The organism is Xanthomonas sp. 10-10, assembly GCF_040182365.1.
GTDB lineage: Bacteria > Pseudomonadota > Gammaproteobacteria > Xanthomonadales > Xanthomonadaceae > Xanthomonas > Xanthomonas arboricola_F.
The window spans coordinates 573,194-594,893 of the sequence record NZ_CP144460.1 but is presented as its reverse complement, the minus strand read 5'-3'; the positions used below and the strand labels follow the sequence as shown (position 1 = coordinate 594,893).

Below are 21,700 nucleotides of genomic sequence, written 5' to 3'. Positions count from 1 at the left end.
TCGGCGCGGTCTAGAAATCGTGCCGGCGGTGCCGGGTTGCAGAAAAAAATAAGGGTCGGCAGTCCCCCGACTACCGACCCTTACGCTACCCCGTCGCACGCGCGGCTGGCCCCTGTTCCAATTCCAGCCTTTGCGCCCATGTCGCAATGCCACGACGGGTGCAGTAGGGATATCCGCACGAAACATGCCAACTTGAGGGTCACTATTCAACAATGTGACTAACATCACATATTTCGCGATTTAGTGACCACGCGAGCGCTTCAGCCGATACTTCCGCAGCCGCTTCCTTCTCTTTGCTGATCAGTCCAGACCCATGTCCGACCCTTTCTATCGCTTCGACGTCGTCGTGATCGGCGGCGGCCATGCCGGCACCGAGGCCGCGCTGGCGTCCGCGCGCGCCGGTGCCCGCACCTTGCTGCTGACCCACAACATCGAGACCGTGGGCGCGATGAGCTGCAATCCGGCCATTGGCGGAATCGGCAAGGGGCACCTGGTCAAGGAAATCGATGCGCTGGGAGGCGCCATGGCGCGCGCGGCGGATCTGGCCGGCATCCAGTGGCGCACGCTCAATGCGTCCAAGGGCCCGGCAGTACGCGCCACCCGCTGCCAGGCCGACCGCAACCTCTATCGCAACGCCATCCGTCGCATCGTCGAGACCCATCCCAACCTGACCGTGTTCCAGGCGGCGGTGGACGATCTAATCATCCACCACGGCGCAAGCGAGGCCGACAGCGTGCGCGGGGTCATCACCCAGACCGGGCTGCGCTTTGAGGCACCGGCAGTGGTGCTGACCGCCGGCACCTTCCTGGCCGGCAAGATCCATGTCGGCGAGACCCAGTACGCCGCCGGGCGCATGGGCGACCCGCCGGCCACCACGCTGGCGGCGCGCCTGCGCGAGCGGCCGTTCGCGATCGACCGGCTCAAGACCGGCACACCGCCGCGCATCGACGGGCGCACGCTCGACTACAGCGTCATGCAGGAACAGCCGGGCGACGACCCGCTGCCGGTGATGTCGTTCATGGGCCAGGTTGGCGATCACCCGCGCCAGGTCAGCTGCTGGATCACCCACACCACCGAGCAGACCCACGACATCATCCGCGCTGCGCTGCATCGCTCGCCGCTGTATTCGGGGCAGATCGAAGGCATCGGCCCGCGCTACTGCCCGTCGATCGAGGACAAGGTGGTGCGTTTTGCCGACAAGACCAGCCACCAGATCTTTGTCGAACCCGAAGGCCTGGAAGTGACCGAGATCTATCCCAACGGCATCTCCACCTCGCTGCCATTCGATGTGCAGCTGGCGCTGGTGCGCTCGATCCACGGGTTTGCGCAGGCGCATATCACCCGCCCCGGCTACGCGATCGAATACGACTTCTTCGACCCGCGCGGGCTCAAGGCCTCGCTGGAAACCAAGGCGGTAGGCGGGCTGTTCTTCGCCGGGCAGATCAACGGCACCACCGGTTACGAAGAGGCCGCCGCACAAGGCCTGCTGGCCGGCCTCAATGCCGCCCGTCATGTGCAGGGCCTGCCGGCCTGGTCGCCGCGCCGCGACGAAGCCTACCTGGGCGTACTGGTGGACGATCTGATCACCCACGGCACCACCGAGCCGTATCGCATGTTCACCAGCCGCGCCGAATACCGCCTGCAGCTGCGCGAGGACAATGCCGATGCGCGCCTGACCGGCGTCGGCCGCGCGATGGGGCTGGTCGACGATGCGCGTTGGGCGCGGTATTCGGCCAAGCAGGAAGCGGTGCAGCGCGAAAGCGCGCGCCTGTCGGCACTGTGGGCGACGCCGGGCAATGCGCTGGGCCGCGAAGTGGCGCAGACGCTAGGTGTGTCGCTCAGCCGCGAAACCAATGTGCTGGACCTGATCAAGCGCCCCGAACTCAACTACGCCACGCTGATGCGCGTGCCGACCCTGGGGCCGGGTGTGGACGATACGCAGGTGGCCGAACAGGTGGAAATCAGCGTCAAGTACGCCGGTTACCTGGATCGCCAGCGCGACGATATCGCGCGTCAGCAACGCCAGGAAACGACGCCGATCCCGGAAGGATTCGACTATGCCGGCGTGCGCGGCCTGTCGATCGAAGTGCAACAAAAACTCGAACGCGTGCGTCCGCAACACATCGGCCAGGCGCAACGCATCCCGGGCATGACGCCGGCAGCGATTTCGCTGCTGCTGGTCCATCTGGAGCGCGCGCGCCGCAGCCAGGTGGCGTAGCCGCCGCCATGCGCCCGGACGCCTCTGCGCGGGCTGGCTATCATGGGGCACGTCATCCGCAAGGACAGCTACAACATGGACATCCACCCCATCGCAGAGGACAAGCGCGAGGCCGTGCTGTCGGCCCTGCGCGACATCGAACGGCAGCACGACGTGCGCATCCTGCTGGCATGCGAATCGGGAAGCCGCGGCTGGGGATTCTCCTCGCCCGACAGCGATTACGACGCACGGTTTGTCTACGTCCATCGTCGCGATTGGTATCTGACGGTCAACGAGAACACCGGCCCCAACGAGCCGCAGCGCGACGTGATCGAACTGCCGATCTCCGACGATCTGGATGTCAGCGGCTGGGACCTGCGCAAGGCCTTGCGGTTGGTCTCCAAGTCCAATCCGACGCTGCTGGAATGGCTGCATTCGCCGGTGGTCTATCGGCAGGATGCGGTGGCCGTCGCGCAGTTGCGCGCGATCTCGACGCAGTTCTATTCGCCGCTTGGCACCTGGTGGCATTACTTCAACATGGCCAAGAGCAACTACCGCGGCTACCTGCGCGGCGAGCGGATTCGCACCAAAAAGTATCTGTACGTGTTGCGCCCGATCCTGGCCTGCCAATGGATCGAGCGCAGGCAGGACATGCCGCCGATGGCGTTCGACGTATTGCTGGAAGAACTGTTGCCCACCGGTGAGCTGCGTCACGAGGTGGATCGTCTGCTGGCGCTCAAGCGCGTCTCCACCGAAGTGGAAGATGGACCCCGGATTGCGCCAATCAGCGATTTTCTGGAAGCAGAACTCGACCGCATGGGCACGTCGCAGCCACACCTGCCTGCCGGCAGCGGGCGTTCGGATGCCCTGGACACCTTGTTTCGGCAAATGCTTTCCAACGAGGCTGCATTGCCCTGATCCATTGTTGCGGGCTGTCGGCCTGGTGAATCGATCGCCAGCCGCTGCAGCGCTGTCGGCGTTGGCGTATCGCGCTGGTCGAGCGGAAGGCAAATAAAGACACGCCACCTCGCCCGCTATCTGCGCGCGCTGCCCTCGAATGCACTGAAACGATGGAACATCCCGATTAGCGAAGCGGCAGGCGAACAGAGGCGCTGCAGGTGGATCAGACGGTCGATGGGAGCACAAGAGATGTTGCTATGATTTGCCAACGACGACACATTCGACTAAATGAACGCATTTGGCACGCTACGGACCGCGACGTTTCGCATCGCCGGCCCTGTTCTGCTTTTACTGCTGGGAAGTCTCTCCACGGCCCATGCCGCTACTGAAGAAGATGGCCGGTATTGGCTGAGTATCTACGCCCAGGGCAAGCTGCCGGTGGAAAACCTTTACTGGAGCATGGATATTCATCCGCGCTGGCGCGAGGAAGGCGAGCAGTTCGATCAATTGATCCTGCGCCCTGCGGTGTTTTACCGGCTCAATCCCAAGGCCAGCGTCTGGATGGGCTATGACACCATCATCAGCCACCCGGCAGGCCAGCCGTCCAACCGCGAGAATCGCTGGTGGGGACAATTTCAATATCAGTTCGATCCGATCGCCGAGATCAGCATCACCAGCCGTACCCGCCTGGAGCAGCGTCACCGCGAAGACTTCAGCGATGAAGGCTACCGCGTGCGGCAAATGATTCGCGCCGTGCGCCCGAGTGGGTTCAACCCGAAGTTGTCGTGGGTGGCGTTCAACGAGCTGTTCGTCAATCTCGATCAGACCACGTGGGGGGCGCGCCGCGGCATCGATCAGAACCGCGTCTTTGTCGGCATCAACTGGAAATTCAACGCCATCTCCAATGTGGACGTCGGTTATCTCAACCAGTTCGTCAATACGCGTGCGGTGGATCGGGAAAACCACGTCTTGATGACGACGTTCCGCTTCAATTTCTAGACGCCGCGGTAGCGCCCCGGCACCGGGTGCCGGATCGCGCGGGCGTTTGTTCGAGTGGATCGCAGTGGCGCGATTGCATCGGCGTCGCGCACCAACGCGGCCTGCACGCCATGAGGCTGAGCGCATCGTCGATCTGGGCGACACGCACGATCACACCGGCAACAACCGCTGTCGCAGCACGTCGGCAAACATGTCCACGGTCGTGTCGGCTGCCTGGATGATGCTGCCCATGTGGATGAAGCCGTGCACCATGCCGGGGAAGGTATGCACGCTGACCTCGACGCCGGCTGCTCGCAGGCGCTCGGCGTAGCGCAGGCCTTCGTCGTGCAGGATGTCGCGCTCGGCCAGCACGATCAGGGCCGGCGCAACGCCGCTCAGATCCGGCGCCAGCAGCGGCGAGACGCGCCAATCCAGGGTGATGGCCGGGTCCTTGATGAAATGCTGGTTGAAGAACTGCGTGGCCTGCCGGGTAAGCGGCGGGATGTCGGCATTGGTGGTGCGGGACGGATGCTCGCCACTGTCCTGGCGCGTGTCCGTCAGCGGGTACAGCAATAGCTGACAGCGCAGCGCAATGCCGGCATCGCGTGCGGCGATTGCAGCGGCAGCCGCCATCGCACCACCGATGCTGTCGCCGGCCACCGCCAGGCGCTGCGGGTCTGCCCCAACCTGCTCGGGATGCGCGGCCAGCCACTGCAGCGTGCCGATGACATCCTCCACCCCGGCAGGTGCGGGATGCTCCGGAGCGAGCCGGTAATCGACGGCCAGCACCTGGCAACCGGCGCGTGCGGCCAGCTGCCGGCAGACATCGTCATGCGAATCCAGATCGCCCACCACGCCACCGCCACCGTGCACGAACAGCAAGGTGGGCGCGGGGCCATCGCTCAAGCCCTGGGGGCGATAGAGCCGCAACGGCACGCTGCCGGCAGCGGTGTCGGCATGCACGGCACGCAGCTGCGCCATCTCCAGCACCGGGAAGCCGAGTTGGGCCCCCATACCACGCATCATTGCGCGCGCCTCTGCCAGCGGCAGCGTTTCCATCGGCGGCTGGGCGGCCTGCTGCAGCACGGTGAACAAGCGAACGACATCGGGATCGAACATGGCGGTCTCGCTGGTGGTGAACGACTGCCGAGTCTGCCTGATACTTATTTTCGATAACAATTAATCTTAATAATGATTCGGCAAGGTGACGGCCGATAACTTGGAGCGTGCCGGTGCTGGCTTGATACACAAGGGCTTGGGCCTGCACGCGTGAGATGTCGCGCAGATGCGAGCACGCAGTGGCGCTGCCGATTGCTGCATTGCATCGCGCGCATGCGCAACTGCCCGGCGGGTGCGCAGACCTGCAAGCGCAGGCAGGGCGGGATGAATCGACAACGTGCCCTTCGTTGATGGCAACTTCCGAACGCACCCGGATCCCACGTTGCTGCACTCGCGCCGTTACGCGAACGACGTGCTCGCGGCTGGATCGATGCAGTTTGCGCCGCGCCAAAGACCCGCGCCCACTGTGCTGGCAATGCGCGGTAATTAGGCACGCAACGATCAATCGTCGTCTTCGGCAGCGGCTTCGCGCCCTTGCTGGCGGATGAGGTTTTCCTGCCGCGCGTCTTCGATCGAGGCGCGGATGGCGCGCACGTCGGCGCGCTTGGTATCGAACTTGAAGCGGCCGGTGAGCGCGCTGTCCGGGCGCAACTCGCCCTTTTCGTAGAGCGCCCACATCTCTTCGCCGTAGTGGGTGTCCAGCAGGTCCGGGGCGAAGCGGCCCAGGCAATCGCGCAGGTTGTGCACATCGCGCAGCAGCATGTCGCGCGCGGCATTGTTGCCGGCGGCGCTGACCACCTGCGGGAAATCGATCACCACCGGGCCCTCGGGCGAGACCAGCACGTTGTATTCGGACAGATCGCCGTGCACCAGGCCGAGCGAAAGCATCTTGACCACGTCGCCGATCAGGCTGCTGTGGAATGCGCGTGCCTGCTCCGGCTCAAGCTCCACTTCGCCCAGACGCGGTGCGCTATGGCCGGCTTCGTCGGTGACCAGATCCATCAGCAGCACGCCATGAAAATAACCGCGCGGCTTGGGCACGTGCACGCCGGCATCCACCAGCTGGTAGAGCGCGTCGGCTTCGGTGTTCTTCCATGCGGTCTCGGCTTCGCGGCGACCGAACTTGGTGGCCTTGCCCATTGCGCGCGCCTGGCGGCTGCCGCGCACCTTGCGGCCCTCCTGATATTGCACGCGCGCCTGGAAGCTGCGTTGCGCCATGTCCTTGTAGACCTTGGCACACAGGATGTCCTCGCCTGCGCTGACCACGTAGACGGAGGCTTCCTTGCCGCTCTTCAGTGGTCGCAGCACTTCGTCGATGACACCGTCGTCGATCAGCGGCTGCAGGCCCTTGGGGGTTTTCATGGACGAGGGGGACCGATCCGAAACAAGTCAGCGGCGATTATGCGGCAAGCAGGATGAAGTGCTTACATGCGATGCACACAGTGCGACCGGAGGCAGGCATTGGCGCGAGCGCTTACCATGCGGGGACCTGCCTGACGCGCGATCCGATGCCCGAGCCCACCGCCAGCCGCCGCAAACGTCCTGCCGCCGTCGCCGCGCCCGGGAGCGAGCGCGGCCTGCCGTACGAATTGATGCAGCAGATTGCCGCCGCCCAGGGCGACCCGGACTTCATGACCTCGCTGGGGCGCGGCCTGGTGGTGCTGAGCGTGTTCGCCCAGCACCCGCGCGAGGTGACGATGTCGCAGATCAGCCTGGAAACCGGCATCTCCCGCGCAGCGGTGCGGCGGGTGCTGCACACGCTGGCCAAGCTGGGCTATGTCGGCGAGCAGGGCCGTGGCTATGTGCTGTTGCCGCGCGTGCTGGGGATTGGCGGCGCGTATGCGGCGTCTTCGGCGATGACCGCGGCCGCGCAGCCGGTGCTGGACGGGCTGCGCGACCAATTGCACGAATCCTGCTCGCTGGGCGTGCTGGATGGCGACGATCTGCTGTACGTGGCGCGCGCGGAGACGGTGCGGATCATGTCGATCGGGCTGCGCCCGGGCACGCGGCTGCCGGCGTATTGCACGTCGATGGGCCGGGTATTGCTGGCCGCCCTGCCCGCCGACACCTTGCAGGCCTATCTGGAGCGCACCACGTTGCGCCCGCGTACCGACCGCACGGTGACCCAGGCGTCGGCGCTGCTGGAGATCCTGGCGCGTGCGCGCCGCGAAGGCATGTGCCTGACCGACCAGGAGCTGGAAATCGGCCTGCGCTCGATCGCGGTGCCGGTGCGCAACCTGCGTGGCGAGGTGATTGCCGCGCTCAACATCGGCGCGCAGGCCGGGCGCGTCAGCCTGCAGACCATGCAGACACAACTGCTGGACCCGTTGAAGCTGGCGGCGCAGCGCCTGGGAGCGTTGCTGAGCTGACGCGGGCGGCGCGTCCTAGGTGATGGAGCAGCGCGATTCTGGGTGAAGGCCAAGATCCTGCCGCAGCGCATGGCGATGCCGCACACCAATGCGAGCTACCTTACGCGCAGCTGCAGCGCGTTGTTTGGCATGCAGCCAGCAGCGCGTTGGTCGCGTACGCCGGCAGCCTCCTGCGACACCCGCATCGCCCCGCCTGCGGGCTCAACGCGGCCGACGCAGGAAGCCCACCACCGTCTCCACCCAGGCGGCGTGTGTGTCCTCGACATGCGCCACATGATCGGCGCGCGGCAATGTGACCCAACTGCGATCTTCGCTACCCAGGCGTGCGAACAGGTGCGCGTTGTCCGCCTGCGTGGCGATCGGATCGTCGACACCCCGCAGCAGCAGCACCGGCAGCGTCGTGACCCGTTCGGGCTGGAACGCGAACTGCTCCATCGCGCGCCAGTCCGTGCGCACCGGGTCGGCGGCCACCGCCTGCGCCTGGTAAGCGGCGCGCACGCGCGTGGGTGCGGCGTTGGCAGTGATGAAATCCTCGCCGGCGGCCGCGCTGGTGGTGCGTGCGCGCAACGGCTGGGCCGGGGTTGGCGCGTCGGTGGGCGGCGCATCGACATCGTCGGGGAAGCCATACAGCACCAGTGCGGACAGCGCCTGCGGCTGTTGCTGGCCCACCAGCAGCGCCACCCGCGCACCGTTGGAATAGCCGATCAAGGCCGGTGGCGGCAGATCTGGATGTTGCCGGGCGACCCAGGCCAGCACCTGCTCGACGTCGCGCACTGCGCGGGCGGGCGTATTCCACCCGCTGGGGTCGCGCGCACTGCCGCCGTAGCCGCGCAGGTCCACCGCGTAGGCGGCAAGCCCGGCCCGTGCGAAGGCGGCCAGTACCGAGCGCGTGTCGCCCGCTTCGCCGGGCACCTGCAGGTCGAAGTTGGGCAGCGAACTCCAGGTGCGGCCATGCACCAGCAGCACCGTGCCACGCGGCTTGGCCGGCGCGCGCGACCACACCGCCAGGGTCTGGCCATCGTCGGCGCGTACCTGCGCCAGCCGGGTGCCCGGCCCGGGCTGCGGTTGCGCACCGGCGGTCAGTGAGAGCAACACCAGCAGGAGCAGGCAGGCGGGTCGGAATGTCATGCGGCATCTCGTCATGGGCACGGCGGACTGGGCAGGCTGCGTGGCTGGGCAGGCAGACGCGAAAGCGACACGAGCGACCGCATCAGGGCTCGGCAGCCTGTTCTTCCAGAATCGGTTTGGCCAGCGCAAAAGCGTGGTTGGCCGCCGGGACGCCGCAATAGATCGCCGCCTGCAGCAGCACTTCCTTGATCTGCTCGGGGGTGACGCCGTTGTTGCGGGCGGCGCGCACATGCAGCTTGAATTCTTCGTCGTGGCCCAGCGCGACCATCATCGACAAGGTGATCAACGAGCGGGTATGCGCAGGCAAGCCGTCGCGGGTCCAGATGGTGCCCCAGGCATACCGGGTGATCAGGTCCTGGAACTCGGTGGTGAACTCGGTGCGCGCGGCCAGCGAGCGCTCGACATGCGCCTCGCCCAGCACCCGGCGGCGTTCGCGCAGGCCGGCTTGATAGCGTTCGTCTTCGTGCATGGGATGTCCTTTGTAATGCGGAAAAGATCAGTCGGCTTGCAGGAAGCCCAGTACCGCGTCATTGAACGCGGCCGGCGATTCCAGATTGCAGATATGGCGGCCCGGCACCTGGGCGTAATGCCCATCGGGCGCCGCGTAGGCGATCTCGCGCAGGTTCGGCGGCGGGCACACCGGGTCGTCGTCGCCGGCCAGGGCCAGCAGCGGCAGGTTCAGCCCATCCAGCGCACCGCGGAAATCCGCCTCGGCCACCGCCTGGCAGCAGGCGATGTACCCGGCCGGCGAGGTGGAGACGAAGGCTGCGGCGATCATGTCCAGGCGCTGCGCGTGGCTGATGGCAAATGCCGGTGTAAACCAGCGCTGCAATGTGGCATCGATCAGCATCGGCAGGCCTTCGCTCCGCACCTGCTCGATGCGGGTTTCCCAGGTGGCGGTGCTGCCGATCTTTTGCGCGGTGGCACAGACCACCAGCCGGCGCAGCCGCTGCGCGGCATGCAGCCCGAGCCACTGCCCGGTCAGCCCGCCGATCGACAACCCGCAGAAATTGCTGCGCTCGATCTGCAAGGCATCCCATAACCCCAGCACGTCCTGTCCCAGATCGGCCACGCTGTACGGGCCGGGCGGCGAGTCCGAATAGCCATGGCCGCGGCGGTCGTAGCGCAGGATGCGGTAATGCGGGGCGAAGGCCTCGATCTGCACGTCCCACATATGCAGGTCGGTGCCGAGCGAATTGCAGAAGGTCAGCCAGGGCCGCCCGTCGGTGCCGTCCACACGGTAATGCAGGCGATGCGTGGGCAATTGCAGATAGGCCATCGAAGCACCGTCAACGGGGAGAAGAGGCCAGTACGCGATCGATCCAGACCGAGGACATGCCGCGCCAGCTGTCGCTATCGAACACCGCCTGCAGTTGCGCGTGCGTGAGTACCGCGCTCGCCTGGGCGTCCTCGGCCAGCACCTCACGCAGATGCCGCTGCTGCGCCTGCGCACGCGCCACCGCCTGTTCGACCAGCGCGTGCGCCTGCGGCTTGCCAAGCTGCGGGGCCAGTGCGAACACCGCCGCCTCGGCGTAGAGCACGCCGCCATGGCTATCCAGGTGGTGGCGCATCCGCGCGCGGTCCAGTTCCAGCTCGGCCAGGCAGGCCTGCATCTGCGCCAAGCTGCCGGCGGTCAGGCAGACGATCTGCGGCAAGGTCTCCCATTCGGCATGCCATTGCCCGGCGGCGCGCTCGTGCGGCTGGGCCATCGCGCTGAACAAGGTGGCGATCAGCCCGGGCACGCGGGTAGCCGCGGCCACTGCCGCCACGCTGGCCACCGGATTGCGCTTGTGCGGCATCGCCGACGAGCCGCCCTTGCCGACTGCCGCAGGCTCGAACGCCTCACCGACCTCCGATTGCATCAGCAGCACCACATCGCCGCCGATCTTGCCCAGCGTGCCGGCGAGCAGGCCGAACGCGCAGCCGACCTCGACGATGCGGTCGCGCGCGGTGTGCCAGGGCAACGCAGGCAGCGGCAGCGCCAAGCTGGTGGCCAGCGCCTGGGCCACGTCCAGACCGCGCTCCTGCAAGGACGCCAAGGTGCCGGCCGCACCACCGAACTGCAACGCCAGCGCGTCGTGCCGCAACCCGTGCAGGCGCCGATGCGCACGCTGCAAGGCGTCCAGCCAGCCGGCCACTTTGAGCCCGAAGGTCACCGGCACGGCTTGCTGCAACAAGGTGCGCCCGGGCAGACCGGTGTCGCGCTCGCGTGCGGCCAACGCGGCCAAGGTGTCGCACAGTTGCTGCAGGCGCGGCAGCAGCAGATCGAGCGCGGCGCGCAGCTGCAACACGCTGCCGGTATCGATGACGTCCTGGCTGGTGGCGCCCCAATGCACCCAGCGCGCGGCTGCGGCATCGTGCGCGGCGACGCGCGCGGTCAGCGCCTTGACCAGCGCAATGGCGGGGTTGCCAGCGAGCGCGGTGGCCTGCGCCAGGGCGGCCATGTCGTAGTGCTGCACCTCGCAGGCCGCTGCAATCGCTACGGCAGCCTCGGCAGGAATGACACCGCACTGCGCCTGCGCGCGGGCAAGCGCGGATTCGAAGTGCAACATGGCCTGCACACGCGCCGCATCGTCAAACACTGCGTCGCACGCAGGCTCGCCAAACAAGGATCCCAACAGCAAAGACGTCGCACTCATGCATCGCATCTCTTGGCGTACCGGCAGCATGGCACCGAAGCACGGGGGTGCCAACTAGACGTTAGGGCAATGCGCGCGGCGCAATGCGGCCTGACAGGGCGATGGCTGGCGAAGGTGACAGCATGCACGCCGGGTTGCATCCGCGCCCTGGGCACCGCGGTGCGCGCTCGCAGCCTGTCATCGCGTGCCGTACGCAGCGTACCGGCGCGACCAGCTGCCGGTCGGACTCCTCGCGCAGGGACACCGGCGGCTGCGTGCAGCGCTGCAGACGATCTGCAAATCAATACCGGAAGAACACGGTTTCCCTCTCGCCTTGCATATGGATATCCCAGCTATAGGCGTTATTGCCCGCGGGCTGGGCCAGCAGGGTGGTGCGGCGCTCGGGAGGCACCAGCGCCAGGATCGGGTCGCTGTCCAGTTGCGGGTCATCGGCGAAGTACAACCGCGTCGATGCGCCGCGCAACAGCCCGCGCATGAACACCAGCACGCTCAGGTGTGCTGCCTGCGGACTGCCCTGCGGCCCGGCGACGACACCCGGCTTGACCGTGCTGAAGCAAAAGCGCCCCTGCGCATCGGTGGGCACCCGGCCCCAGCCATCGAAGCTGGCGTCGTGCGCCTGGTGGCGGGCATCGGCGGCATGCGCGTAGATGCCGGCGGCATCGGCCTGCCACAGCTCCAGCACCGCGTCGGCCACCGGCACGCCGGCACCATCGAAGACGCAGCCGCTGATCTGCACGTGCGTGCCGGCCGCCTGCGCCGGTGCGAGCCGGTCGCGATACAGCGGTTCCAGGCCAAGCAGGTAATACGGGCCGACGGTTTGCGAAGGGGTTGCGTGCAGGCTCATCGATTCACTCCCAGACCGTTTGCTTGCGACCACGCAGCACGATGTCGAAGCGATAGGCCAGCGCATATTCGCTGATGGCGTTTTCCCAGTCGAAGCTGGACACCATGCGCTCGCGCGCCAGGGCATCGTCGACGCAGTTGTAGATCGGGTCGTGCGCCAGCAGCGGGTCGCCGGGGAAATACATCTGGGTGATCAACCGTTGCCCGATGCCATCGCCATGCAACGAAAAATGGATGTGCGCCGGCCGCCAGGCGTTGTAGTGATTGCGCCACGGATACGCGCCCGGCTTGATGGTCTTGAAGACGTAGCGGCCATGCGCATCGGTGAGCACCTGGCCGGTGCCGCGGAAGTTGGGGTCCAGCGGTGCGTCGTGACGATCGCCGGCGTGCTGGTAACGGCCGGCGGCATTGCATTGCCACACTTCCACCACGCTGTTGCGCACGGGCCTGCCGTTTTCGTCGAGCACGCGGCCGGAGACGATGATGCGCTCGCCCAGTGGCTCGCCACCGAACCCTGCGGTGAGATCGGCTGCATGCTCGCCCAGGGTGAGCCGATCCAGGCGCGGGCCGGTGACTTCCGACAGCGTGACCGGGATGTCGATCGGCGCGCGCGTGGGGCCGCGCAAGGTGGTGGAGGCGTACGCCGGATGCAGATAGGCCGGCTGCGTGCCGGGCCGGGTACGGCGGTAGCCGAGCAGCGGGTCTGCAAGTGACCGATCAACGGGGGCATCGCGCATCGTGAAATCTCCCTGCGCCGCACTGCGGCATGGTCAAGCAATGTAGGTGTGCGATAGCGGCGCAGTGGTTGCAGCGGGCAGGCTCACAGACGTTCGATCGCCAGTGCCACGCCCTGCCCCACGCCGACGCACATGCTGGCCAGCCCGAGCCGGCCGTTGTTGGCTTCCAGTTGCCGCAACAAGGTGAGCGCCAGCCGCGCACCGCTCATGCCCAGCGGATGGCCCAGCGCAATGGCGCCGCCGTTGGCGTTGACGTGCGCTGCATCGTCGGGCAAGCCGAATGCGCGCAGGCACGCCAACGCCTGCGCGGCGAAGGCTTCGTTGAGTTCGATAGCATCGAACTGTTCGATGCGCAGGTTCAGACGCGCCAACAGACGCTGCGTGGCCGGCACCGGGCCCATGCCCATGTAAGCCGGCTCGACACCTGCCGACGCGAACCCCAGCACCCGTGCGCGGGGGGTCAGCCGATGCGTCTGCACGGCCTGCGCTGACGCCAGCAACAACGCGGCAGCTCCGTCGTTGATACCGGACGCATTGCCGGCAGTCACGCTGCCGGGTTGGCGGAACACCGGCTTGAGTTTGGCCAGCATCTCGGCGGTGGTGTTCGGGCGCGGCGCTTCGTCGTATTCGACGGTGACGGCATCGCCGCCCTTGCGTGCAGCCACCGGCACCGAGGTGATTTCCGCATCGAAGAACCCGGCAGCCTGGGCGGCGGCGACGCGCTGCTGGCTGCGTAGTGCGAAGGCGTCCTGATCCTCGCGCGCGATGGCATGGCGCTGCGCGACGTTCTCGGCGGTTTCGCCCATCAACTCGGTGCCATAGGCCGCCTGAAGGCGCGGGTTGATGAAGCGCCAGCCCATGGTGGTGTCTTCCAGCTGCTGGGTTCGCGCGAAGGCGCCCTCGGCCTTGCCCATCACCCAGGGCGCGCGCGACATCGATTCGACACCGCCGGCAAGCGCCAACCCCAGCTCGCCGGCGCGGATGCCGCGTGCCACCGTGCCGATCGCATCCAGCCCCGACCCGCACAGACGGTTGAGGGTGCTGCCCGGCACCGAACTCGGCAGCCCGGCCAGCAACACGCTCATGCGCGCGACATTGCGGTTGTCTTCGCCGGCCTGGTTGGCACAGCCCAGATACACGTCGTCGATGCCGGCCGGGTCCAGCTGCGGATGACGGGCCAGCAACGCGGCGATCGGCACTGCGCCCAGGTCGTCGGCACGCACGCTGGACAGCGCGCCGCCATAGCGGCCGATCGGCGTGCGGATGCCATCGATCAGATAGACCTCGCTCATGCCTCGGCTCCGGCGGCCTGCTTGCCATGCGCTGCATTGGTGCGTGCCTGCAGCGCGCGCAGCGCCTGCAATTCCGCAGTGCTGGGTGGGGTGGTCTGCGCAAGATCGGCGGCGAAGCGGATCGGCCAGCCGGTCGCCGCGCTCACCTGTTCGCGGCTGATACCCGGGTGCAGCGAGGTGACGGTGAGTTCGCGGGTGAGCGCATCGGGCTCCATCACGCACAGATCGGTGACCACCACGGTAGGACCGGCGCCAGGCAGGCCGGCACGCTGCCGCGCATCGCCACCGTCCAGATGCCCGACCGTGGTGACGAAGTCCAGCACCGGCACGAAGCTGCGTCGGGACTGCCGCATGATGATGAACACCTGCCTGGCGCTGGCCGCGATTTCCGGCGCGCCACCGGCACCGGGCAAGCGCGTCTTCGGCGCTGCGTAGTCGCCGATCACGGTGGTATTGAGGTTGGCGTGGCGATCGATCTGCGCCGCCCCCAGGAAGCCGACATCCACCCGACCGCCCTGCAGCCAGTAACGGAAGATCTCCGGCGTGGAGACCACGGTGTCGGCGGTTTCGGCCAGCTCGCCGTCGCCGATCGACAACGGCAGCACGTCCGGGCGCGCCCCGATCGGTCCGGATTCGTAGATCAGGGTGACATCCGGCGCATGCGTCAGCCGCGCCAGGTTGGCGGCGGTGGATGGCAGGCCGATGCCGACGAAGCACACCGCGTCATCGGGCAGGCGGCGCGCGGCGGCCACGGTCATCATTTCGTTGGTGCTGTACTCGCTCATGCGGCCACCTGCAGCAAAGATTGCGCGTAGACGCGCTGGAACGCTGCGAAATCGTCGGTGTCGAGAATATGCGTCTGGATCCACGCCTGGAACCGCGCGCGGTCGCGCGCGATCGCGTCCCAGCCCAGATAAAAGCGGTTGTCGCGGGCGTAGTAGCCATGCGCGTACGACGGCGCGGCACCGCCAGGCACGTGGCACACCGCATCGACCACCCAGCGCGGCAGGATGCAGGCATTGGGTGGTGCGTCGAGCGAGTCGACGATGTGTTCCACCGTCACGATCACCTTGCGCGCGGCCAGTGCCGCCTCCTTCTGCACGCCAAGAATGCCCCACAGCAACACGTTGCCGCGGCGGTCGGCCTGCTGCGCGTGGATCACGGTGACATCGGGATTCACCGCCGGCGTGGTGGCCAGCGTCTCGCCCGTGTACGGGCATTGCAGGAACTTGATGCTGTCGTTGACGCGCGGCAGGTCCGAGCCGACATATCCGCGCAACACCGCAAACGGTAGCCCGGAGGCGCCGGCGACATAGGCGTTGGCCATGTCGGCGTGACTGTGTTCGCGGATCTGCAGCGGCTGCGGCCAGGCGTGTTCGACCGCATCGCGCAGCCGGTGCAGCGAGCCGACCCCCGGATTGCCGCCCCACGAAAACCGCAACGCCGACGCGCAACCGGCACCGATCAGCTGGTCGTAGATCAGGTCCGGAGTCATGCGCACCAGGCGCAGATCGCGTTTGCGCTGGCGGATCACCTCATGGCCGGCCGCATGCGGGATCAGATGGGTAAAGCCTTCCATCGCCACGCAATCGCCATCGGCAATCAGGTGGGACACCGCATCTGACAGAGCGACGATTTCGGCCATGGGCAAGACACCGCTGCGAATGTGCAGCCACGGTAGGGCCGGCCCAACAGCCGGTCAATACGATTATCGGCGATTGAATTCGATAATCGCACAATTTCCGTTGCGCGGTCATGCTCCAACATTGTCTCCGGTGTATACATAACTTCGCCTGCAAGCAGACGCCAGCGCTGGCATGCGCGTCAACTGGTTGCAGGCCGGCGCAGTGCGTCGATGCGTACCCCAGGTTGTATACAAAAACCCCAGGAGTCACGGTCATGTCCCAGTCCAAGCCGCTGTTTCCCCTCAACGCGTGGTATGCCGTCGCCTGGGACCACGAAATCAAGCACGCCCTGACCCCGCGCAAGGTCTGCAACCTCGAAGTGGTGGTCTACCGCACCACCGCCGGTGCGGTGGTCGCGCTGGAAGACGCCTGCTGGCACCGGCTGGTGCCGCTGTCGATGGGCAAGCTGCGCGGCGACGATGTGGTGTGCGGCTATCACGGCCTGGTCTACAACACCCAGGGCCGCTGCGTGCACATGCCCTCGCAGGAGACCATCAACCCCTCGGCCTGCGTGCGCAGTTTTCCGGTGGCAGAGAAGCACCGCTACGTGTGGATCTGGCCGGGCGACCCGGCCAAGGCCGACACCGCGTTGATCCCCGACCTGCACTGGGCGCACGACCCGGCCTGGGCCGGCGATGGCCGCACCATCTACGCCAAGTGCGACTACCGGCTGGTGCTGGACAACCTGATGGACCTGACCCACGAGACCTTCGTGCATGGCTCGAGCATCGGCCAGGACGAGATCGCCGAGGCGCCCTTCGATGTGGTGCATGGCGACCGCTCGGTGGTGGTGTCGCGCTGGATGCGCAATATCGACGCGCCGCCGTTCTGGGCCAGCCAGATCGCGCGGCATCTGGATTACCACGGCAAGGTCGACCGCTGGCAGATCATCCGCTTCGAAGCGCCCGGCACCATCGCCATCGATGTCGGTGTGGCCATCGCCGGCACCGGCGCGCCGGAGGGCGACCGCAGCCAGGGCGTCAACGGCTACGTACTCAACACGATTACGCCGGAGACCGATACCACCTGCCATTATTTCTGGGCGTTCATGCGCAACTACGCGTTGCACGATCAATCCCTGACCACGCTCACCCGCGCCGGCGTCACCGGTGTGTTCGGCGAGGACGAGGCGGTACTGGAGGCGCAACAGCGCGCCATAGACGCGCATCCGGATCACACCTTCTACAACCTCAACGTCGATGCCGGCGGCATGTGGGCGCGGCGGGTGATCGACCGCCTGATCGCGCACGAACAGCGCGCGCAGGATCTGTCGCTGCGCATGGTGGGCTGAGCGCAGCGCACAGGAGACCACCATGCCACCGACCACACCGTTCCACAGCAGCGCGGCGCAGACCACGCGCGCGCTGCTCTCGCTGCGCGAGCTGATCCTCGACGGCACCCTGCCCGCCGGTGCGCGACTGTCCGAAGTGGCGGTGGTGCAGCGGCTGGGCATGTCGCGCACGCCGGTACGCGCCGCATTGCAGCGCCTGTGCGAAGAAGGGCTGGCCAGTGCGCTGCCGGGCGGCGGCTACGCGGTGCAGGCCTTCAGCGAGCACGACGTATACGACGCCATCGAACTGCGCGGCACCCTCGAAGGCCTGGCCGCCCGCATGGCCGCCGAGCGCGGGGCCACCGCCGCGCAGTTGGCGCAGGCGCACCAGCTGCTGGAGACGCTCGATGCCATCGTCGGCGCGCCGCAGGATGCCATCGACTTCGCCGCCTATGTCCAGGCCAACGCGCTGTTCCATGCCCTGCTGGTGGCGATGGCCGGCAGCGACGTGCTCGGCCGCGAGCTCACCCGTGTGCTGCAGCTGCCATTCGCTTCGCCCAACAGCCTGGTCATGGCCCAGACCAGCGCTGCCGACGCGCAGGTGATCCTGACCGTCGCGCAGGACCAGCATCGCGAAGTGATTGCCGCCATCGCACAGCGTCAGGGCAGCCGCGCCGAAGCGCTGGTGCGCGAGCACGCCCGTCTGGCCCACCGCAATCTGCGCCACCTCCTGCAAACCCCCACGGCGATCGCCAAGGTGCGCGGTGGCGCCCTGCTCGGCCGCGCCCACGCATCCACCGCAAGCCTTGAACGGCACGCTCTTGTGCCTGGAGTTCCCCATGCGTAAAGACACCCAATGGCATCGCGCCCATGTCGTCAGCATCGCCGATGCCTGCGCAGGCGTGCGCGAAATCGTTCTCGACCCAGGCACTGCAGCGCGTGCCTTCGAGGTGGGCAGCCACCTGGATTTTCGCCTGCAGTTGAACGGCCGCAGCGATGTGCGCTCTTACTCGCTGGTGGGCGAGCCGCGTGCGGATGGCTACTACCAGATCGCAGTACGGCAGATGCCGGACAGCCGTGGCGGCTCGCTGCATATGTGGACGCTGCAGCCGGGCGACGTGGTGGAAATGTCGCCTCCGAGCAACAACTTTGCGCTGGACGAGAGCGGCGAGGAAATCCTGTTGATCGCCGGCGGTATCGGCATCACGCCGATCCTGGGCATGGCACAGCGGCTGGCGCAGCGGCACCAGGCGTTCCGCCTGCTGTATGTCGGGCGCTCGCGCAGCGCGATGGCCTACGTCGACCAGTTGGAGGCGCTGCTCGGCGCGCGCCTGCAGCTGCATTGCGACGACACCGACGGCCCGCCCGATCTTGCCGCCGAACTGGCACGGCTCTCGCCCAACGCCGAGGTCTATGTGTGCGGGCCGCTGGGCATGCTGGAGGCGGTACGCCAGCACTGGCATGCCGCCGGGCGTCCGCGCGCGCGGCTGCATTTCGAAACCTTCGGCAATAGCGGGCGGGTGCCGGCGCAGGCGTTCGTGGTCAAGCTGCCTGCGCTCGGCCTGGAAGTACCGGTGGCCGAAAACGAATCGATGCTCGATGCGCTGGCCGACGCCGGGGTCGAATTGATCGCCGAATGCCGTCGTGGCGAGTGCGGCTTGTGCGCGGTGGAGGTGCTCGACAGCGCCGCCGACATCGATCATCGCGATGTGTTCTTCAGCGACGAACAACGCCGCGAGAATCGCAAGCTGTGCGCCTGCGTGTCGCGTGCGGTGGGCGGCAGCATCAGCATCGACACCGGCTACCGCGGCGAGCTGGGCTGAGCGCTGCCGTCATGCGCACCGCGCCGGCCGTTGCGCTGGCGCGATGCTGCTGAGCGCAACATGCGCTCTGCGGCGGCGTGAATCGCCCCGCACGCCGGACGGACACTCGCCAGAGACTGCCGTGCTTGCATCCTCACGCGCATGCGCGATCATCTGCGCATGGAGTCAACTCACTACAGGACTGTCCCGGCGCCGGCATTGAACCCGCGCCAGGAACAATTGGTGGCGCTGGTCCGGCAGCAGGGCTTTGCCGATGTCGAAGGCCTGGCCACGCGCTTTGAGGTCACCCCGCAAACCATTCGGCGCGATCTGACCTTGCTGTGCGATGCCGGCGTGCTGCGCCGCTATCACGGCGGCGTCAGCATGCCTTCGAGCGTGGAAAACCTGGCCTACACCGCGCGCAAGGCGCTGCAGGCACGCGAGAAACAGCACATCGCCACACACGTCGCGCGTTTCATTCCCGACGATGCCTCGCTGTTCATCAATCTCGGCACCACCAACGAGGAGGTCGCGCGCGCGTTGCTGCAGCATCGCGGCCTGCGCGTGATCACCAACAACCTCAACGTGGCGGTGATGCTGAGCGCCAACCCCAGTTTCGAGGTGATCGTGGCCGGCGGCGTGGTGCGCGGGCGCGATCAGGGCGTGACCGGCGAGGCCACGGTGGAACTGATCCGCCAGTTCAAGGTGGACTTCGGGGTGATCGGCATTTCCGGCATCGACCTGGACGGCACCCTGCTGGATTTCGACTACCAGGAAGTGCGCGTGGCCCAGGCCATCATCGAGCACTCGCGCCAGGTGGTGCTGGCCGCCGACCACAGCAAGTTCGGCCGCAACGCCATGGTGCGGCTGGGGGCGATCGCCCAGGTGCACGACTGGTTCACCGACCGACCGCCGCCGCAGGAACTGGCCAAGGTGCTGGCCGAGGCCGGCACCCGGGTGCACCTGGCAGATGCCGACGGCGGCAACTGAGATTGTTCGTTTAAGTGCGTTTGTGACCCGCGGACTTCGGCTCAACGCCAATTTTCGATTTGCTCAATGAATCGATTTCCAGCAATCTATTGCCTTTATCGTTTAATTTGCCTTGATTTACAGGCAATCCATTTCTTCACGCCCCGAAAAGGTTTGATGTTCGAATATGTTCGAACATGACAACTTAGGTTCGCTCGTAGCGCACCTGGACGGAGGCACCGATGGGCGAGACGTACGATCTTCTGGTGGTAGGCGGCGGCATCAACGGGGTCGGCATCGCCCGCGATGCGGCCGGACGTGGCCTGTCGGTGTGCCTGTGCGAGCAGGACGATCTGGCCGCGCATACCAGCAGCGCCAGTACCAAGCTGATCCATGGCGGCCTGCGCTATCTGGAGCAGTACGAGTTCGCGCTGGTCGGCAAGGCGCTGGCCGAGCGCGAAGTGCTGCTGCGGCTGGCCCCGCACATCATCTGGCCATTGCGCTTTCTGTTGCCGCATCAGCCGCATCTGCGTCCGGCGTGGATGATCCGCGCCGGCCTGTTTCTGTACGACCATCTGGGGGGCAGCAAGCGCAGCCTGCCGCGCTCGCGGCGCCTGTCGCTGCGCACCCACCCGGTCGGGCAGCCGTTGCAGGAATCGCTGCGCACCGGCTTCGTGTACTCCGACGCCTGGGTGCAGGACGCACGGTTGGTGGTGCTCAATGCGATGGACGCGGCAAAGCGCGGCGCCCAGATCCATACCCGCACGCGCTGCGTGGGTGCCTGGCGCGATGCCGGCTTCTGGTACGCCGAGCTCGAGGACCGCGATGGCCGTCGCCGCACCGTGCAGGCGCGCGCACTGGCCAATGCCGCCGGGCCGTGGGCGGTGTCGTTCCTGGACAAGGTTGCCGCGGTGCCGCATCAGCACGCGCTGCGCCTGGTCAAGGGCAGCCACATCGTGGTGCCCAAGCTGTTCGATCACGATCACGCCTACATCTTCCAGCAACCGGACCGGCGCATCGTGTTCGCCATTCCTTACGAGCACGACTTCACCTTGATCGGCACCACCGACGTCGACTACGAGGCCGACCCCGCCGCTCCCCGGATCGATGCGGCCGAGATCCAGTACCTGTGCGATGCGGTGAACCTGTATTTCCAGCAACAGATCAGCCCTGCCGATGTGGTGTGGAACTACAGTGGCGTGCGCCCGCTGCTGGACGATGCCGAAGACAATGCCGCCGAGGTGACGCGCGACTATCAACTGGAGGTCATCACCGACGGCGCGCCGTTGCTCAATGTGTTCGGCGGCAAGTTGACCACCTACCGCAAGCTCGCCGAAGAGGCCGTCGACCGGCTCACGCATGCGCTGGGCGCACGCAAGCCGGCATGGACCGCGCGCGGCGATGCGCTGCCGGGCGGTGAACAGCGCGATATCGCCAGCCTGCTTGAGCGCGTGCGCAACGCGCGCCCCTGGCTGCCTGCCGCCACCGCGCAGCGGCTGGTGCGCAATTACGGCACCTGCGCGGAACGGCTGCTGGGCGATGCGCAGAACGTGGCCGGGCTGGGCGAGCACTTCGGTGCAGATCTGTACCAGGCCGAGGTGGACTACCTGCGTCACCACGAATGGGCGCAGACCGCCGACGATATCCTGTGGCGTCGCAGCAAACTCGGGCTGCGGATCGATGCGGAAGGACGTCAGCGGCTGGAAGCGTACCTGCAGACGCAGGCGCTCCAACCCGCCGAGCTCGCGACCGTTTGAACACACCGCGTTGCCGGCGAGGACGGGTCGTCCGGCAACGTATCCTGGCGCACTGCCTGCATCACCCTGTGGAGG

General features: G+C 66.8%; 20 protein-coding genes. 9 read left to right on the top strand and 11 right to left on the bottom strand.

Annotation, left to right across the window (positions count from 1 at the left end; all coding sequences use genetic code 11):
- Positions 1 to 313 precede the first annotated feature (313 nt).
- From mnmG to VZ068_RS02535, 3 genes are all read left to right on the top strand, one after another.
- A complete protein-coding gene (gene mnmG, locus VZ068_RS02545; RefSeq protein ID WP_349656808.1) occupies positions 314 to 2,218 on the top strand; it encodes a tRNA uridine-5-carboxymethylaminomethyl(34) synthesis enzyme MnmG in 1,905 nt (634 codons plus the stop codon).
- 42 nt (positions 2,219 to 2,260) lie between these two features.
- Positions 2,261 to 3,115 (top strand): nucleotidyltransferase domain-containing protein, encoded by an 855-nt coding sequence (locus VZ068_RS02540; RefSeq protein WP_349656807.1) that lies wholly within the window; start codon positions 2,261 to 2,263, stop codon positions 3,113 to 3,115.
- 270 nt (positions 3,116 to 3,385) lie between these two features.
- Positions 3,386 to 4,096 (top strand): DUF2490 domain-containing protein, encoded by a 711-nt coding sequence (locus VZ068_RS02535; protein WP_259155906.1) that lies wholly within the window; start codon positions 3,386 to 3,388, stop codon positions 4,094 to 4,096.
- A 150-nt stretch (positions 4,097 to 4,246) separates the two neighbouring features.
- Here VZ068_RS02535 and VZ068_RS02530 read toward each other — a convergent pair whose 3' ends face one another.
- Complete coding sequence (locus VZ068_RS02530) at positions 4,247 to 5,194, bottom strand: alpha/beta hydrolase (protein ID WP_259155907.1); 948 nt, start codon at positions 5,192 to 5,194, stop codon at positions 4,247 to 4,249.
- 441 nt (positions 5,195 to 5,635) lie between these two features.
- Entirely contained in the window at positions 5,636 to 6,496 is an 861-nt protein-coding gene (locus tag VZ068_RS02525) for a PA4780 family RIO1-like protein kinase (protein ID WP_046964796.1), read from the bottom strand.
- A 146-nt stretch (positions 6,497 to 6,642) separates the two neighbouring features.
- On the opposite strand from VZ068_RS02525, the gene VZ068_RS02520 reads away from it, so the two are divergent.
- Positions 6,643 to 7,503 (top strand): IclR family transcriptional regulator C-terminal domain-containing protein, encoded by an 861-nt coding sequence (locus VZ068_RS02520; RefSeq protein WP_259155908.1) that lies wholly within the window; start codon positions 6,643 to 6,645, stop codon positions 7,501 to 7,503.
- A 201-nt stretch (positions 7,504 to 7,704) separates the two neighbouring features.
- Here the strand turns inward: VZ068_RS02520 and VZ068_RS02515 are convergent, their stop codons facing one another.
- The 9 genes from VZ068_RS02515 to VZ068_RS02475 form a co-directional block, all read right to left on the bottom strand.
- Positions 7,705 to 8,631 (bottom strand): alpha/beta fold hydrolase, encoded by a 927-nt coding sequence (locus tag VZ068_RS02515; protein WP_349656806.1) that lies wholly within the window; start codon positions 8,629 to 8,631, stop codon positions 7,705 to 7,707.
- 82 nt (positions 8,632 to 8,713) lie between these two features.
- The gene (pcaC, locus tag VZ068_RS02510; protein WP_259168600.1) at positions 8,714 to 9,100 is read right to left on the bottom strand and encodes a 4-carboxymuconolactone decarboxylase; all 387 of its coding nucleotides are present in this window, start codon (positions 9,098 to 9,100) and stop codon (positions 8,714 to 8,716) included.
- A 27-nt stretch (positions 9,101 to 9,127) separates the two neighbouring features.
- Positions 9,128 to 9,910, bottom strand: coding sequence for a 3-oxoadipate enol-lactonase (pcaD, locus tag VZ068_RS02505; protein ID WP_259155914.1), 783 nt, complete (start codon positions 9,908 to 9,910; stop codon positions 9,128 to 9,130).
- 10 nt (positions 9,911 to 9,920) lie between these two features.
- On the bottom strand, positions 9,921 to 11,300 hold the full coding sequence (locus tag VZ068_RS02500) for a 3-carboxy-cis,cis-muconate cycloisomerase (RefSeq protein ID WP_349656805.1): 1,380 nt from the start codon (positions 11,298 to 11,300) through the stop codon (positions 9,921 to 9,923).
- Positions 11,301 to 11,550: 250 nt separating this feature from the next.
- The gene (gene pcaG / locus VZ068_RS02495) at positions 11,551 to 12,114 is read right to left on the bottom strand and encodes a protocatechuate 3,4-dioxygenase subunit alpha (RefSeq protein WP_349656804.1); all 564 of its coding nucleotides are present in this window, start codon (positions 12,112 to 12,114) and stop codon (positions 11,551 to 11,553) included.
- Positions 12,115 to 12,118: 4 nt separating this feature from the next.
- Entirely contained in the window at positions 12,119 to 12,850 is a 732-nt protein-coding gene (pcaH, locus tag VZ068_RS02490; protein ID WP_259155917.1) for a protocatechuate 3,4-dioxygenase subunit beta, read from the bottom strand.
- A gap of 83 nt (positions 12,851 to 12,933) precedes the next feature.
- Positions 12,934 to 14,142, bottom strand: a complete 1,209-nt coding sequence (gene pcaF, locus VZ068_RS02485; protein ID WP_259155918.1) for a 3-oxoadipyl-CoA thiolase — start codon at positions 14,140 to 14,142, stop codon at positions 12,934 to 12,936.
- On the bottom strand, positions 14,139 to 14,927 hold the full coding sequence (locus tag VZ068_RS02480; RefSeq protein WP_349656803.1) for a CoA-transferase subunit beta: 789 nt from the start codon (positions 14,925 to 14,927) through the stop codon (positions 14,139 to 14,141). The genes pcaF and VZ068_RS02480 overlap by 4 nt, the downstream gene beginning before the upstream one ends.
- The gene (locus tag VZ068_RS02475; RefSeq protein WP_349656802.1) at positions 14,924 to 15,787 is read right to left on the bottom strand and encodes a CoA-transferase; all 864 of its coding nucleotides are present in this window, start codon (positions 15,785 to 15,787) and stop codon (positions 14,924 to 14,926) included. Before VZ068_RS02475 ends, VZ068_RS02480 begins: the two co-directional genes overlap by 4 nt.
- Before the next feature lie 254 nt (positions 15,788 to 16,041).
- Here VZ068_RS02475 and VZ068_RS02470 point away from each other — a divergent pair, with 254 nt between their 5' ends.
- The 5 genes from VZ068_RS02470 (at position 16,042) to glpD (ending at position 21,625) form a co-directional block, all read left to right on the top strand.
- Entirely contained in the window at positions 16,042 to 17,118 is a 1,077-nt protein-coding gene (locus VZ068_RS02470) for an aromatic ring-hydroxylating dioxygenase subunit alpha (RefSeq protein ID WP_259155921.1), read from the top strand.
- Positions 17,119 to 17,140: 22 nt separating this feature from the next.
- The gene (locus VZ068_RS02465) at positions 17,141 to 17,944 is read left to right on the top strand and encodes a GntR family transcriptional regulator (RefSeq protein WP_349656801.1); all 804 of its coding nucleotides are present in this window, start codon (positions 17,141 to 17,143) and stop codon (positions 17,942 to 17,944) included.
- A complete protein-coding gene (locus VZ068_RS02460) occupies positions 17,937 to 18,920 on the top strand; it encodes a PDR/VanB family oxidoreductase (RefSeq protein ID WP_259168585.1) in 984 nt (327 codons plus the stop codon). Before VZ068_RS02465 ends, VZ068_RS02460 begins: the two co-directional genes overlap by 8 nt.
- A gap of 141 nt (positions 18,921 to 19,061) precedes the next feature.
- A complete protein-coding gene (locus VZ068_RS02455) occupies positions 19,062 to 19,889 on the top strand; it encodes a DeoR family transcriptional regulator (protein ID WP_259168584.1) in 828 nt (275 codons plus the stop codon).
- A gap of 221 nt (positions 19,890 to 20,110) precedes the next feature.
- On the top strand, positions 20,111 to 21,625 hold the full coding sequence (glpD, locus tag VZ068_RS02450) for a glycerol-3-phosphate dehydrogenase (RefSeq protein WP_349656800.1): 1,515 nt from the start codon (positions 20,111 to 20,113) through the stop codon (positions 21,623 to 21,625).
- Positions 21,626 to 21,700 lie beyond the last annotated feature (75 nt).